This window comes from Rhodococcus pyridinivorans (assembly GCF_900105195.1).
In the GTDB taxonomy this organism is placed as follows: Bacteria; Actinomycetota; Actinomycetes; order Mycobacteriales; family Mycobacteriaceae; genus Rhodococcus; species Rhodococcus pyridinivorans.
This window is the reverse complement of the sequence record NZ_FNRX01000002.1, coordinates 219,177-232,731: the sequence shown is the minus strand read 5'-3', so window position 1 is coordinate 232,731 and position 13,555 is coordinate 219,177. Positions and strand designations below refer to the sequence as shown.

Below are 13,555 nucleotides of genomic sequence, written 5' to 3'. Positions count from 1 at the left end.
AGCCATGAAACGCACCCATTTCGACGACGATCACGAGGCGTACCGGGAGACCGTGCGCGAGTTCCTCGCCCGCGAGATCGAACCGAACTACGAGCGGTGGGAGGAGGAGCGCCTCGTCGACCGGTCGGCGTGGATCGCCGCGGGCAAGTCCGGCATCGTCGGCCTCGGGGTACCCGAGGAGTTCGGCGGTTCGGGCGTGACCGACTACCGCTTCCGGCACATCGTGCAGGAGGAGATCGCGCGCACCGGAACGACCTCCTTCGGCGCCGGACTCGCACTGCAGGACGACATCGCGATCCCGTACATCCTCCACCTCGGCACCGAGGACCAGAAGGCGCGCTGGCTGCCGGCACTCGCCACCGGCGAACGAATCGGCGCGATCGCCATGACCGAACCGGGCGCCGGATCCGACCTGCAGGGCGTGAAGACCACCGCCGTACGCGAGGGTGACGAGTGGGTGATCAACGGACAGAAGACGTTCATCACCAACGGAATCCACTCCGATCTCGTCATCGTGGTGTGCCGCACGGATCCGAATGCGGGGTCGAAGGGCTTCTCGCTCATCGTCGTCGAGCGCGACACCCCCGGTTTCGGCAGGGGCCGCAAACTCCACAAGGTCGGTCTCGCCGCACAGGACACCGCCGAGCTCGTCTTCGAGGACGCCCGCGTCCCCGCCGGGAACCTCCTCGGCACCGAGGGTCGCGGCTTCGTGCATCTGATGGAGAACCTGCCCCTCGAACGCATCGGTATCGCCGTCAGCGCGATCACCTCGGCGCGGGCCGCCTACGAGTGGACCGCGCAGTACGTCTTCGAGCGCAAGGCGTTCGGCAAGCACATCGGCGACCTGCAGAACACCCGGTTCGCGCTCGCCGAGATGCTCACCGAGATCGAGATCACCGAGTCGCATGTCGACCGGTGCGTACTCGCCCTCAACGCCGGGGAGCTCACACCGGTGGATGCGTCGAAGGCCAAGTGGTGGGCGACCGAACTGCAGAAGCGCGTCGTCGACCGCTGCGTGCAGCTGCACGGCGGGTACGGCTACATGATGGAGTACCCGATCGGGCGCGCCTACGTCGATGCACGCATCCAGACGATCTACGGTGGCACCACCGAGATCATGAAGGAGATCATCGGCCGCGACATCGCTGCCGGGTACGCGTAATCGTTTCAGGGAAGAGGGATTCGATCTTCGACCTCACAGGCAAGCGCGCTCTCGTCACGGGTGCTTCCGCGGGGATCGGTCTCGGCATGGCCCGGGGTCTCGCCCGTGCCGGCGCCGACGTCACCCTGTGGGGCCGGAGCGAGGACAAGCTCGCGAAGGCCGCGGCCGACATCGGGAGGTTCGCCGGCCGTGTGGCGACCCGCAGGGTCGACGTCTCCGACGAGCAGGCCGTGACCGACGGTGTCGCGGCGCTCGTCGACGACTTCGGTGGGCTCGACATCGTGGTGGTCAACGCCGGCATCTGGTCGTCGCTGCAGAAGTTCCACGAGTCGACGACCGAGCGGTACCGCGCCGTCATGGCGACGAACGTCGACGGCGCGTTCTTCACGATGCGGGAGACCTCGCGTGTGCTCGTCGAGCAGGGCACCGGGGGTTCGATGATCGTCACGTCGAGCCTCGGTGCGCTGCAGGGCGCCGGACGCAACCAGCCGTACGGGGCGAGTAAGGCCGCGGTGCTCGCGCTCGCGAACGGCTGTGCCGTCGAGTTCGCGCGTCACCGGATCCGGGTCAACAGCGTGCTGCCGGGCCGGCTCGCCACCGACATGACCGGTCCGCTGCAGGAGTCCGACGTCTTCAACTCGAACGTCATCGGCCGTGTGCCGCTCGGCCGGTGGGGCACCCCGGAGGATTTCGAAGGCATCGCCGTCTATCTTGCGAGCGATGCGTCGTCCTTCCAGACCGGCAACACGACGCTCATCGACGGTGGCTACAGCATGTTCTGACCGGTCCTAAGCTGGTCCGGTGAACCAGCACCCCGCGATTCGTGACCGTGTGATCAGAGTGAGCGCCGTCGTTCTCCGCAACGCCGCCGGTGAGGTGCTCACCGTGCGGAAGCGGAACACGTCGCGGTTCATGCTGCCCGGAGGAAAGCCGGATCCGGGGGAGACCCCCGCCGAGACCGCCGTGCGCGAGTGCGCCGAGGAACTGGGCGCCGAACTGGATCTGTCGTCGTTGCGTCTCGTCGGGGTCTTCGACGCCGAGGCCGCCAACGAGCCCGGTTACCGGCTCGAAGGAACCGTCTACGAACACCCGCTCGTGGAGGTCGCCGGCGCCGCCGCGGAGATCGCGGAGACGCGCTGGCTCGACCCGGCGGCCCTTCCGCTGCCCGACGATCTCGCGCCGCTGCTCGAGCACCACGTCCTTCCCGCTCTCGCCTCGGCCTCCCGATAATCCTGTTTCCGCAGAGGTATTGCGCAGTTCTCATCCATGGGGAAATGTGATGAGAGCAGTCACCTCGCACATCACGGAAGGTCTCCCATGGCGCTCACCGCTCTGCTCGAACTCGAATTCAAGGCCGACTCCCTCGACGACGCGAAGAAGGTCATGACCCGCGTGCTCGACGAGACGCGACAGTTCGACGGATGCGACGGCATCGAGATCCTTGTGGATCAGAAGAACGAGGCCCGTTGGGTGGTCGTGGAGAAGTGGCGCTCGGCCGAGCACGACGCCGCCTACCGCAAGTTCCGCGCCGGCGAGGGTGCCATCACCGAACTCGGACCCCTCCTGGCGGGAGCGCCGAAGCTCGAGCACTTCACCACCCTCTGAGTCCCCCATCGGAGCGCGGGCGGAGTCGGTCGTCACCCGGCGGAACGCGGACGGTAGGGTGACCCCCGGGGCGGACGTGTGCCTTTCGCCTCGAAGTGACATCGACTGTGGAGGTAACCGGGCATGTTGGAACTCTTCGGCGTCATCGTCGTGTGGCTCACCGTGGCCGTCGTCGCTGTCGGAACCGTCATCATGTTCGTCGTGTCGACGCTCAGCCCGCACTTCGGTCAGCGCAAGGCCAAGGGACCCCGCCTCGACAAGGCGACCGCGGCCCGCAACAAGTAGCACCCGGTACCGATCGCGAAGAGCGCCTCAGCCCCAGCCCAGCTGGTGGAGGCGCTCTTCGTCGATTCCGAAATAGTGCGCGATCTCGTGGACGACAGTGACCAGTACCTCGTGCACGACGTCGTCGTCGCTCTCGCAGATGTCGAGGATCGCGTCGCGGTAGATCGTGATCGTGTCCGGTAGCGATCCCGCGTAGTGGCTGTCGCGCTCGGTCAGCGCGACGCCCTGATACAGACCCAGCAGGTCGGGTTCTTCCTCGTGGCGGGGCTCGACGAGGACCACGACGTTGTCGATCGCCCGCGCGAGTTCGCGGGGGATCTCGTCGAGCGCTTCCGAGACGAGCTCCTCGAAGTGCTCGTCCTCCATGTGCACCGGCACGTCACGACCCCGGCAGGGGAACGGCGCCCGGCAGCGGCGTCGGCAGCGACCGGCCTTCCGGCACGGGCGGCGGCGGCACGGGCGGCTGGCCGTCGATGAGGATGTCGCCCTTGGCGCTGCCGGTGATCGACGAGAATCCGCCCCCCTCGACCTGCTTGCCGATCGAGCAGTTCACCTTGCGGCTGCCGGCGAGCCAGCTGTCGTAGTCGAGGTTGTCCCAGAACAACGTGAGGGTCTTGTTGCGCAGAGCCTCGGGTTCGCCGAGGTACTCGTTGACCAGGCGCGTGCAGGTCTCCTCGAGATAGCCGTCCTGGTCTTCGATGCTCGGCAGACCGCCCGGGAACTGCCCACCGAGGTCGACGACCGCGACGACCTCGAAGGCGTGCGGCTTGGAACACTCCACCGGGTCGGCAGGCACACCGTTGTTGATGCCGATGCAGACGCCGACGTCCCAGGCCCGCGACTGGTCCTGATCGGCGACCCGGCCCTTGATGGGGAGCAGGTTGCCGGTGGTCGACGAGAACTGCAGACCGCACCGCAGCGTGCGTTCGCCGGCCGCCCAGCCCGCCTCGCCGGGGTTGATGAGGCCGATGCTGAACTTGCCATGCGGGTCGAACCGGCCGTCGAGATAGTCCATCGCGGCGGGTGCGCACTGCTCGTCGCGCAGCTCGGTGAAGCGCGTGACCGACGGGAAGCGTGATCCCGGTCCCCATTCGGTGCCGGGATACAGGCTCAGGTCGATGTCGGCGACCACCTCGAACAGATGCGTCTCGGCGCAGTCGACCTTCGCGAGGTCGCTCGCGTCGAGAGCACTCCAGGTCAGGCAATCGCCGGTGGTGGCGGTACCGAACGCTTCCCCCGCGACCGCGCCGGTCGTGCTGATGTTGGCGCCGGCGCTGTCGTCCCCGCCGCCGGCGCCCTGGAACCCCGCGACGACGAACGTCGCGATCGCCGCCAGGACGGCACCGGCCGCAACGAGCACGAGGGCGCGTCGGGTCAACCGCGCCGAGGGCGGGCGCCGGTCGGGCTTGGGCTTGTTGTCTTCGGCCATCACTTCCATCATGCCTGTTCGAGTGGACGCAGGTAGTTTCGGCTCATGGCCGACGACCCGATCGATCCCGAGATTCTCGAGATCGCCAAGCAGACCTTCGACGCCGCCCGCCAGGGAGACGTCGAGACCCTCACCGCGTACGTCGACGCCGGAGTACCGGTGAACCTCACCAACGAGACCGGCGACACGCTGCTCATGCTGGCGTCCTACCACGGTCATGCCGAGGCCGTACAGGTCTTGGTCGAGCGGGGAGCCGACGTGAACCGGCTCAACGACCGCGGCCAGTCGCCTCTCTCGGGGGCGGTCTTCAAGGGCGTCGAGGCAGTGGTGCGGGTGCTCGCAGAGGCCGGTGCCGACCCGCGTCACGGGCACCCCACCGCGGAGGACACAGCGAAGATGTTCGGGCGCGACGACTACCTGGAACTCTGGCAGCGGTAGGCTTCGATTCCGTGATCGACCTCAAGTTCCTCCGCGAGAATCCCGACGCCGTCCGCGAGTCGCAGCGCATGCGGGGAGAGGACCCGGGCCTCGTCGACGTGCTGCTCGAGGCCGACGCCTCCCGTCGCGCCGCTGTCCTCGCCGGCGACAACGCACGCGCCGAGCAGAAGGCCCTGGGCAAGAAGGTCGGCAAGGCGTCTCCCGAGGAGCGCCCCGCGCTGCTCGACGGCGCCAAGGAGCTGGCTGCGAAGGTCAAGGAACTCGAGGCCGAGCAGCACGCCGCGCAGGAGGCCTTCGATCGCGCGCACCTCGCGATCTCCAACGTCGTGCAGGACGGCGTGCCCGCCGGCGGCGAGGACGACTTCGTCACGCTCGAGACCGTCGGCGAGCTGCCCACCTTCGACTTCGAACCCAAGGACCACCTCGCGCTCGGCGAGTCGCTCGGGCTCATCGACATGGAGCGCGGCGCGAAGGTCTCCGGTGCCCGGTTCTACTTCCTCACCGGTTACGGCGCGCTGCTCCAGCTGGGTTTGCTGCAGCTGGCCGCCCAGAAGGCCACCGCGAACGGGTTCACCATGATGATTCCGCCCGTGCTCGTGCGCCCCGAGGTGATGCAGGGCACCGGCTTCCTCGGCCGGCACGCCGACGAGGTGTACCGACTCGAGGAGGACGACCTCTACCTCGTGGGCACCTCCGAGGTGCCGCTCGCGGGCTACCACTCGGGCGAGATCCTCGACCTGTCGAAGGGGCCGAAGCGCTACGCGGGCTGGTCGTCGTGCTTCCGTCGCGAGGCGGGCAGCTACGGCAAGGACACCCGCGGCATCATCCGCGTGCACCAGTTCGACAAGGTCGAGATGTTCGTCTACTGCCGCCCCGAGGAGGCCGCGGCGGAGCACGAGCGTCTGCTGGCCTGGGAGCGCGACATGCTCGCCGCCATCGACGTGCCGTACCGCGTCATCGACGTCGCCGCCGGCGATCTCGGGTCGTCGGCGTCCCGCAAGTTCGACTGCGAGGCCTGGGTGCCCACGCAGGAGCGCTACCGCGAGCTCACGTCGACGTCGAACTGCACGACCTTCCAGGCGCGTCGCCTCAACATCCGCTACCGCGACGAGAACGGCAAGCCGCAGACCGCCGCGACCCTCAACGGCACGCTCGCGACCACCCGCTGGCTCGTCGCGCTGCTCGAGAACCACCAGCAGGTCGACGGTTCGGTCAAGGTGCCCGAGGCTCTCGTCCCGTTCGTGGGACGCGAGGTGCTCGAACCCGCCGGCTGATCCGTCCAGCGGTACAGCACAGCCTCGACGACGGCTCCTCATTGCGCCCGCGGTGAGGAGCCGTTTTCGTGTGTCCGTCCGAGCATAACGAACTGAAAGTTGGTTTTTAGGATTTAAACGGTCCTGAAGTACTTATTTCACGTTATTCTTGGGCGATGGAGAAGGTTTTGGTGGTCTACGGAACTCGTCCCGAGGCGATCAAGATGGCGCCGGTCGTCACCGCCCTGCAGAGATCGGAAGTACTCGAACCCGTTGTCGCAGTGACCGGCCAGCACCGCGAGATGCTGGACCAGGTCAACACCCTGTTCGGTATCGAACCGAGCCACGACCTCGACATCCTCACCCAACGGCAAGGGCTCGAGGCCATCACGGCCAAGGCCCTCGGCGGGGTGTCGGATGTGATCGCGCGGGAGAAACCCGGTGCGGTTCTCGTCCAAGGAGATACGACGACCTGCTTCGCCGCGGCCCTCGCGGCGTTCTACTGTCAGGTGCCGCTCGTGCACCTCGAGGCCGGACTCCGGACGGGGGATCGCTACAACCCCTTCCCCGAGGAACTCAACCGACGCCTGACCTCGCAACTGGCGTCGCTGCACCTGGCGCCCACCCCCACCTCCCGCGCCAATCTCCTGGCGGACGGGATCGATCCCGGCGATATCGTCGTCACCGGAAATACGGTGATCGACGCGCTCTACACCGTGACCTCGCAGCAACCCTCGCTCGACAATCCGGATCTCGCTCCGCTGCTGGATCGTCCGATGGTTCTCATCACGGCGCATCGGCGCGAGTCCTGGGGCGAACCGATGGCGTGCTCGGCGCGGGCCATCGCCCGTCTGGCCCGCGCGTTCCCGCACATGGCCTTCCTGTTGCCGGCACATCTCAATCCGATCGTGCGGGAGGTCCTCCTCCCGCCCCTCGCCGGCCTGGACAACGTGGTGGTGACGAATCCGCTGTCCTACAGCGACTTCGCGCTCGCGATGGCGGCGTCGACGATCGTGCTGACCGACAGCGGCGGTGTGCAGGAAGAGGCACCGAGTCTCGGCAAGCCCGTCCTGGTGATGCGGGAGACCACCGAGCGGCCCGAAGCCGTCACGGCGGGAACCGTCCGGTTGGTGGGGACGGACGAGGAGCTCATCGTCGATTGGGTCACCCGGCTACTCACCCGGCCCGCGGCGTACGACGAGATGGCCCGCGCAGTCAATCCGTACGGCGACGGGAGCGCCGCCCAGCGTTCGGTGGCGGCGATCGAGCACTTCTTCGGCCTCGGACCCCGCCCCTCGGAGTTCGCGCCCGTCGAGGCGGTCGGCTCCTACTGACGAATCCGGATACCGCGCAGTCCGAAAGGAATGTCGCCCGAAAGGAATACGGCCGGTAGGTGTGAGAACACCTACCGGCCGTACTCTCGTGGGTGCCGGATTCTCGTGGGTTCAGCGCCACACCCCGCGGGTGTCGTAGACGACCTTGCCCGCCAGGAGACTGCGCGACAGCGACCGGAACTGGTCGTGGTCCACGAGTTCGACGACGATGTCCGCCGCGGCGATGGCGTCCCGGCACCGCGCGGTGCGCACGCTCTCGTATCCGGCGAGGGTGTCGGGCACCTCGTGCACGAACGGGTCGGCGAGCAGGAGTTCGACGTCGGGCAACGCCTTGGCGATGAGCTCGACGACGTGCAGCGCCGGGCTCTCCCGGATGTCGTCGACGTTGGCCTTGAACGTCAGTCCCAGACACGCGACCGTCGGATTCTTGAAGCGCGTACAGGTTTCGATGACCTGCTGGGCCACGTAGTTCGGCTTGGAATCGTTGATCTCGCGTGCGGTGCGGATCAGCTTCGCCGAACCCGGCGACGCGCCGACGATGAACCACGGGTCGACGGCGATGCAGTGCCCGCCGACACCGGGGCCGGGACTGAGGATGTTCACCCGGGGATGGCGGTTCGCCAGGCGGATGACCTCCCAGACGTCCAGTTCGAGTTCGTCCGAGACGTACGACAACTCGTTGGCGAAGGCGATGTTGATGTCGCGGTAGGCATTCTCGACGAGCTTCGCCATCTCGGCACTCGCGGCGTCGGTCAGGCAGATCTCGCCCTGGCAGAAGACGCGATAGATCGAGGCGGCGCGCTGAGCGCACAGCGGCGTGATCCCGCCGACCACCCGGTCGTTCGTGATCATCTCGATCATGATGCGTCCCGGGAGCACCCGTTCGGGGCAGTGGGCGATGTGGATGTCCGGCAGACCCTCGTCGGTGTGGGGGAGACGGAGATCCGGCCGCAGTTCGGACAACCACCGGCTGACGCTCTCGGTGGTGCCGGGTGGTGACGTCGATTCGAGCACCACGATCTCCCCGCCGCGCAACTGTGGGGCGATCTGTTCGGTCGCCCGCCGCACGTACGACAGGTCGGCGGTGTGGTCGGCGTTGAACGGTGTCGGCACGGCGATGATGTACGCGTCGGCGAGGGGAACGGTGTCGGTCGCGCTCAACGTCCCCATGGCCACGGCGCCGGCCAGGCTCACCGCGAGATCGGGTTCGGCGAACGGCACCTCGCCCCGCGAGACGGCCGACACGATACGGGGATCGATGTCCACACCGATGACGTCGACGTCGCGGGTCGCGAGGACGACGGCCGTCGGCAGACCGATGTAGCCGAGTCCGACGACGGCGACGGTGCCGCTGAATGTGTCAGCCATGATGCTTCCTCGGGGTCGGGAGTTTCTCGGGACGCGGATAGGGCGGGGTGGTGCGGAAACGCTCGCGGGCGAGCAGGATCAGGAAGGCGGTGTTGGTGGTGAGATAGCGCCGCCACATCCGGCGCGGTTCCTGTAGGAGGCGGTAGGCCCACTCCATGCCGGCGCGTTGCCACCGCTCGGGTGCGCGCTTGGTGATCCCGGCGAGAACGTCGAACGAGCCACCCACACCGTGACGGATCGGGACGTCCAACACGTCCTCCCAGCGCCGCAGGAAGTTCTCCTTGCGAGGAGAGGGCATGCCGAGGAACAGCATGTCCGCCCGGGATTCGCGGATGGCCCGGGCGATCGCCACCTCCTCCGATTCGTCGAAGTAACCGTGGTGGGCGCCGGCGATCCGGAGTCCGGGGTACTTCGTGGTGAGGACGTCGACGAGGGCGTCGAGCACCGACTGCTCCGCGCCGAGCAGATAGACGGAGCGGTGTTCGGCGTCGGCCGTCGCGAGGAGCGAGGTGAACAGGTCGATTCCGGCGACGCGTTCGGGTAGCGGATATCCCAGGAGGTTGCCCGCCCACACGACCGCCTGCCCGTCGGCGAGGAGTATGTCGCACTCGAGCAGGGATTCGCGCAGGGCCGTGTCCTTGCGGAGACGAACGGTCTTCGCGGCGTTGACGACTCCGACGGTCATCGGTTCTCGGCGTTCGAGGGCGTCGCGGCATCGCGCCACGGCCTCGTCCATCGTGACGGCGTCGAGCGGCATCCCGAACAGGGTCGTCGCCGTGGGGACGTCGGTGGTGGGGTTCGCGGTCATCGGGTTCCTCCGAATTCGTTGCGCGGCAGCCACGCGTAGAGCATCCAGCCGAGTTCGTACGGGCGGCATTCGTAGTCCACGACTCCGGCGGGAAGGAGCCGATCGAGTCCCGGCAGTTCCGAACCCGGGCACAGCGCGGTGGTCGCGGCAGCCAGAGATCTGGCGGCCTTGCGCGGTTCGCGCCGGCCGACCTTGCGCCAGACGACGTCCTGGGACTCGCAGACGAGATCGGCCAGCGTCTCGGGATGGCTCTGCAGCCAGTCGATCCCGAGTTCGATCGCGGCGGTGTGGTCGTCACCGCCGGCTGCGGCAAGATCGAACAGCACCATCGGCGCCATCGCGTGCTGATGGACGCTGTAGACGGGGAAGCGCTCGACCACGCTGTGCCCACGCGAGTCGTAATGCCACCACCACTGGCCGGCCTCGCCCTGCAGCGCGCAGATCCGGGTGGCGCACGCGTTCGCCGCGGCGAACGCGACGTCGTCGTCTGTCGCCGCGGCCGTCCGGGCGAGTGCCTGGAGGGGATAGACCTGGTCGGCGAAGGACCCGATGTGCCGGCGCAGTCTGCTGCCCGTGCCCACGGGGATCATGTGGGGGAAGAGACCACCGGGACCCTGCGCGGCGAGGATCCGTCGCTTCAGCGTCTGCACGAGACCACCGGAATCGAATTGTGTGCGCGCGGCGAGTGCGGCGGTGAGGGCCCAGGACGCGTCGACCGTCGCCAGGGGGCTGCCGCTCTCGCACCGGCTCCGGAGTTCCTCGTAGAGCGCGGAGTCGACCGAACCGGTGATCTCGGCGCAGGCCCACACCGCGAGGGCGAGGGCGCCGGTGTCGCGGTGACCGCGGGCCCGGATCCCCGTGCGACGGGCGAGCTCCGCGGCCGTGTCTCCGTGCAGCGCGCTCCGCTGTGCGTGTTCGGGCAGCAGGTGCAGTCCGAGGGCGGCGATCGAGGTGTAGCGCGTGCTCCGCCCCTCGAGCCGGAGTTCGGTACCGAACGATGTCCTCGCGCCACGCGCGGTCTGGGGGAAGCCGTCCCCGTCGTACATCCGGGTGAGCCCGCGTACGGCGAGATCGGTCAACTGGATGACGCGTACGGCCGTCTCCGGTCGGGTGCCGGTCCGGGACGGTACAGGGTCGGTGCCGCTCTGCGGCGGTACAGGGTCGCTGCCGCTCCGCGGCGGTACAGGGTCGCTGCCGCTCCGCGGGGGTGCGTGATCTTTGTGCAGTCCTGCCGCAATCTTCATGGGGACTCCTTCGCGGGACGAATGCCGTGTCCGTGGAGTGGATGAAAGTCTGTGGATGGCGGAAATAAACTGATGCAAGGATAGCTACTGCGCCAGAAAAAGTCCTAGAGTTTGTTTAAGCCTTGTTGGCGGACTCCGGATGTGTTTTAGTGGGAACCACGATCGAAATCTCGGACCCATCGACATTCCTCTGCGGGGTCTTCCGTCAGCCTGGCCTCCGTCGCCGAAGACAAGGTGTTGATCATGAAAGTGCTTCTGTCTCCCGTCGTTTGCGCTCCCGGCCGCAGCACCGAGGGGGTGTGGGAGTCGTGATCGAGCTGATGCCGCGCAACGTCCGCGAGGTCGCGCTGTTCGGCGCCCACTGCGACGACATCGCCATGGGGGTCGGCGGAACACTGCTGACCCTGTCGGCGGCGTGCCCGAACCTGCGGGTGCGTGCCTTCGTCCTCTCCGGCGGCGACACCCCGCGCGAGATCGAGGAGAACCACGCGCTGCGGGCCATGTGCCCCGGAGCGGACGTGATGGTCCGCGTACTGGACATCCCGGACGGGCGTGCCCCGGGGTACTGGGAGGGAATCAAGATTGCACTCCAGTCCTTCCGCTACCACACCGAACCCGACGTGGTGTTCGCTCCGCAGCGCGCCGACGCGCATCAGGACCATCGGTTGCTCGCCGAGATGGTGCCGACGGTCTTCCGCGACCACCTGGTCCTGGGCTACGAGATCCTCAAGTGGGAGGCGGACACGCCGGCCACCGCCGTGTACCACCCGCTCACCAGGGATGTCGCGGCGGAGAAGGCGCGTGTGCTGCTCAAGCACTATCCGTCGCAGACCGATCACGACTGGTTCGACGAGGAGTCGTTCCTGGGCCTGTCCCGTCTCCGCGGGGTGCAGTGCCGGTACCCGCACGCCGAGGCGTTCGTCCTGGAGAAGGCGGTCGTCCGGTTCGGCGGGCAGGGCGCCTGAGCATTCACCACAACACGTCGGCCGGGTTCTCCGAGGAGGTGAGCCCGGCCAACAGGTCCTTCCAGCTGCCGGCAGCGGCGTCACGTGCGCTGATCGTCGTCACCGGCAGTGGCCAGACGATGCCGAGATCCGCATCGTCGTGTGCCACCGCGAGATCCTCACGCGGATCGTGCGGGCGGTCGATGCGGTAACAGACGTCGGTGACGTCGGCCAGCGCCTGGAAACCGTGCAGGAATCCCGGCGGGACGAACAGGTGGGCGAACTCGACGTCGTCGAGCAGGAATGCCTGTGAGCGGCCGAAAGTGGGCGATCCGGGACGGATGTCGACCAGCACGTCGTGGATCGCTCCATGTGCACAGCGCACCAGTTTCGCCTCCCCGTCCCCGGAGCGACCGTGCATGCCACGTACGACGCCCCGGACCGAGCGGGACTGCGAGTCCTGCACGAAGTCGCATGCCCGGACGGCCGGCGAATCCGGACGGCTCCGGAGGTAGGCGTCGAATTCGGTCGCGTCGAAGGTGCGGGTGAACAGGCCTCGATCGTCACGGAACGGTTCGGGGTGGAGAACGAGAACACCGGCCAGGTCGGTGATGTCGATACGCATCGCAGGTCTCCCTCGTGTCTACGGGATGGGAAGGTGCGTCAGACCGGCGCGTTCAGACGGACGGCCACCCGCCCGGCCGCGCTCGTCAGTCGTTGTTTCGCCGGGTACAACAGCCGGACCGGGCCGGGAGCCACCGTGACGGACGCGAGCGCAACCGCGGCACGCAGGGAACGCCGGTGGGTGAAGGCGTCACGGGCCGCGATCCGGGCGGCGGGCAGATCGTTGCGGAGGAAGGCGGACCGGGCCCGACGCAGTGCCTGGTCGTAGCGGAGCCGACGCACCGTCTCGTCCAGGGCCTCCTGCTCCTCCGGGGTCGTCGCCAACGCCGCGCCCGCCTGGAACGACCGGATCAGCTGCCGTTCGAAGGTCGAGACGGTGGCCTCGTCCCGCGAATCCGAGTCGCCGCGCAAGCGGTACCGGGCGAGCCGGTCGGGCAGCATCTGCACCTCGAAACGGTCGGCGAGGCGGAGCCAGACGATCACCGATTCGTCGACGTCCTCGATGCCCGACGCGTAGGCGTTCACCGCGGACCACGCCTCGCGGCGGATCGCCGCCGTGTAGTAGGGGACCTCGCCGCCGAGGACGTCGAGCAGGGAGAGGCGTCCGCGCCCCCGGCGGTTCCCGCCGGCCCCGATCGACCGCATGTACCCGGTGGGCAGCAGTCCCTCGGCATCGGTGAACAGGTGGGCGTCCACCGCGACGGCGTCGATCTCCGGCCGGGCGTCGAGCACGGCACCGACCCGCGTGCAGAAGCCCGGCATCAGGTGGTCGTCGCTGTCGAGGACGCACAGGTATCGTCCGCGTGCCGCCTTCGCCGCCGCGGCGATCCCGCCCGCGTAGCCGCGATTCTCCTGGCGCACCAGGATAATTCGCGGGTCGTTCAGATACCGCCCGACCACGCGGGCCATGTCGTCCGACATGCCGTTGTCGACGATCACGTGTTCCCAGTCGTCCAGTTTCTGCGCGAAGACGGATTCGATCGTCTCGGCGACGTAGTCCTCGGTGCGGTAGGCGGTGGTGAGGAAGCTGAAGGTCGGTTCCATGCTCGAACTCCTCGGAG

At 67.9% G+C, this 13,555-nt stretch carries 16 protein-coding genes; 9 read left to right on the top strand and 7 right to left on the bottom strand.

From position 1 onward, the window contains the following. Window positions 1–4: 4 nt before the first annotated feature. The 5 genes from BLV31_RS01675 to BLV31_RS24885 all read left to right on the top strand — a co-directional run bounded on the left by BLV31_RS01675 (window position 5) and on the right by BLV31_RS24885 (window position 3,052). Entirely contained in the window at window positions 5–1,162 is a 1,158-nt protein-coding gene (locus BLV31_RS01675) for an acyl-CoA dehydrogenase family protein (RefSeq protein ID WP_064060557.1), read from the top strand. Then, a complete protein-coding gene (locus tag BLV31_RS01670; protein WP_282956084.1) occupies window positions 1,162–1,944 on the top strand; it encodes an SDR family NAD(P)-dependent oxidoreductase in 783 nt (260 codons plus the stop codon). Before BLV31_RS01675 ends, BLV31_RS01670 begins: the two co-directional genes overlap by 1 nt. Window positions 1,945–1,993: 49 nt before the next feature. After that, a complete protein-coding gene (locus BLV31_RS01665) occupies window positions 1,994–2,392 on the top strand; it encodes an NUDIX hydrolase (RefSeq protein WP_170318549.1) in 399 nt (132 codons plus the stop codon). Between the two features lie 87 nt (window positions 2,393–2,479). After that, entirely contained in the window at window positions 2,480–2,767 is a 288-nt protein-coding gene (locus BLV31_RS01660; protein WP_024102663.1) for a putative quinol monooxygenase, read from the top strand. A gap of 123 nt (window positions 2,768–2,890) precedes the next feature. Next, complete coding sequence (locus BLV31_RS24885) at window positions 2,891–3,052, top strand: hypothetical protein (protein WP_016933301.1); 162 nt, start codon at window positions 2,891–2,893, stop codon at window positions 3,050–3,052. Between the two features lie 27 nt (window positions 3,053–3,079). Here BLV31_RS24885 and BLV31_RS01655 read toward each other — a convergent pair whose 3' ends face one another. Beyond that, complete coding sequence (locus tag BLV31_RS01655; protein WP_033097890.1) at window positions 3,080–3,418, bottom strand: metallopeptidase family protein; 339 nt, start codon at window positions 3,416–3,418, stop codon at window positions 3,080–3,082. 13 nt (window positions 3,419–3,431) lie between these two features. After that, window positions 3,432–4,490, bottom strand: a complete 1,059-nt coding sequence (locus tag BLV31_RS01650) for a septum formation family protein (protein WP_033097889.1) — start codon at window positions 4,488–4,490, stop codon at window positions 3,432–3,434. Window positions 4,491–4,526: 36 nt separating this feature from the next. On the opposite strand from BLV31_RS01650, the gene BLV31_RS01645 reads away from it, so the two are divergent. The 3 genes from BLV31_RS01645 to wecB all read left to right on the top strand — a co-directional run bounded on the left by BLV31_RS01645 (window position 4,527) and on the right by wecB (window position 7,506). After that, the gene (locus BLV31_RS01645; protein ID WP_006553426.1) at window positions 4,527–4,919 is read left to right on the top strand and encodes an ankyrin repeat domain-containing protein; all 393 of its coding nucleotides are present in this window, start codon (window positions 4,527–4,529) and stop codon (window positions 4,917–4,919) included. A gap of 11 nt (window positions 4,920–4,930) precedes the next feature. Then, window positions 4,931–6,193 carry a serine--tRNA ligase gene (gene serS, locus BLV31_RS01640; RefSeq protein WP_064060556.1) on the top strand — a complete coding sequence of 421 codons (1,263 nt, stop codon included), beginning with the start codon at window positions 4,931–4,933 and terminating at the stop codon, window positions 6,191–6,193. Window positions 6,194–6,348: 155 nt separating this feature from the next. Continuing rightward, the gene (gene wecB / locus BLV31_RS01635) at window positions 6,349–7,506 is read left to right on the top strand and encodes a non-hydrolyzing UDP-N-acetylglucosamine 2-epimerase (protein ID WP_064060555.1); all 1,158 of its coding nucleotides are present in this window, start codon (window positions 6,349–6,351) and stop codon (window positions 7,504–7,506) included. Between the two features lie 111 nt (window positions 7,507–7,617). On the opposite strand, the gene wecC is transcribed toward wecB, so the two are convergent. From wecC to BLV31_RS01620, 3 genes are read right to left on the bottom strand one after another with little or no spacing between them, the layout of a single operon-like run. Continuing rightward, window positions 7,618–8,874 carry a UDP-N-acetyl-D-mannosamine dehydrogenase gene (gene wecC / locus BLV31_RS01630; protein WP_064060554.1) on the bottom strand — a complete coding sequence of 419 codons (1,257 nt, stop codon included), beginning with the start codon at window positions 8,872–8,874 and terminating at the stop codon, window positions 7,618–7,620. Beyond that, complete coding sequence (locus BLV31_RS01625) at window positions 8,867–9,682, bottom strand: WecB/TagA/CpsF family glycosyltransferase (protein WP_064060553.1); 816 nt, start codon at window positions 9,680–9,682, stop codon at window positions 8,867–8,869. The genes wecC and BLV31_RS01625 overlap by 8 nt, the downstream gene beginning before the upstream one ends. Further along, window positions 9,679–10,926, bottom strand: a complete 1,248-nt coding sequence (locus BLV31_RS01620; RefSeq protein ID WP_139192925.1) for a hypothetical protein — start codon at window positions 10,924–10,926, stop codon at window positions 9,679–9,681. The genes BLV31_RS01625 and BLV31_RS01620 overlap by 4 nt, the downstream gene beginning before the upstream one ends. A 320-nt stretch (window positions 10,927–11,246) precedes the next feature. Between BLV31_RS01620 and BLV31_RS01615 the strand changes: the two genes are divergently transcribed. Then, complete coding sequence (locus BLV31_RS01615; protein WP_081263402.1) at window positions 11,247–11,891, top strand: PIG-L deacetylase family protein; 645 nt, start codon at window positions 11,247–11,249, stop codon at window positions 11,889–11,891. Between the two features lie 4 nt (window positions 11,892–11,895). Here BLV31_RS01615 and BLV31_RS01610 read toward each other — a convergent pair whose 3' ends face one another. Both BLV31_RS01610 and BLV31_RS01605 read right to left on the bottom strand, forming a co-directional pair. Next, window positions 11,896–12,495 (bottom strand): dTDP-4-dehydrorhamnose 3,5-epimerase family protein, encoded by a 600-nt coding sequence (locus tag BLV31_RS01610; RefSeq protein WP_064060551.1) that lies wholly within the window; start codon window positions 12,493–12,495, stop codon window positions 11,896–11,898. 38 nt (window positions 12,496–12,533) lie between these two features. Further along, complete coding sequence (locus tag BLV31_RS01605) at window positions 12,534–13,538, bottom strand: glycosyltransferase family A protein (RefSeq protein WP_064060550.1); 1,005 nt, start codon at window positions 13,536–13,538, stop codon at window positions 12,534–12,536. Window positions 13,539–13,555: the final 17 nt, after the last annotated feature.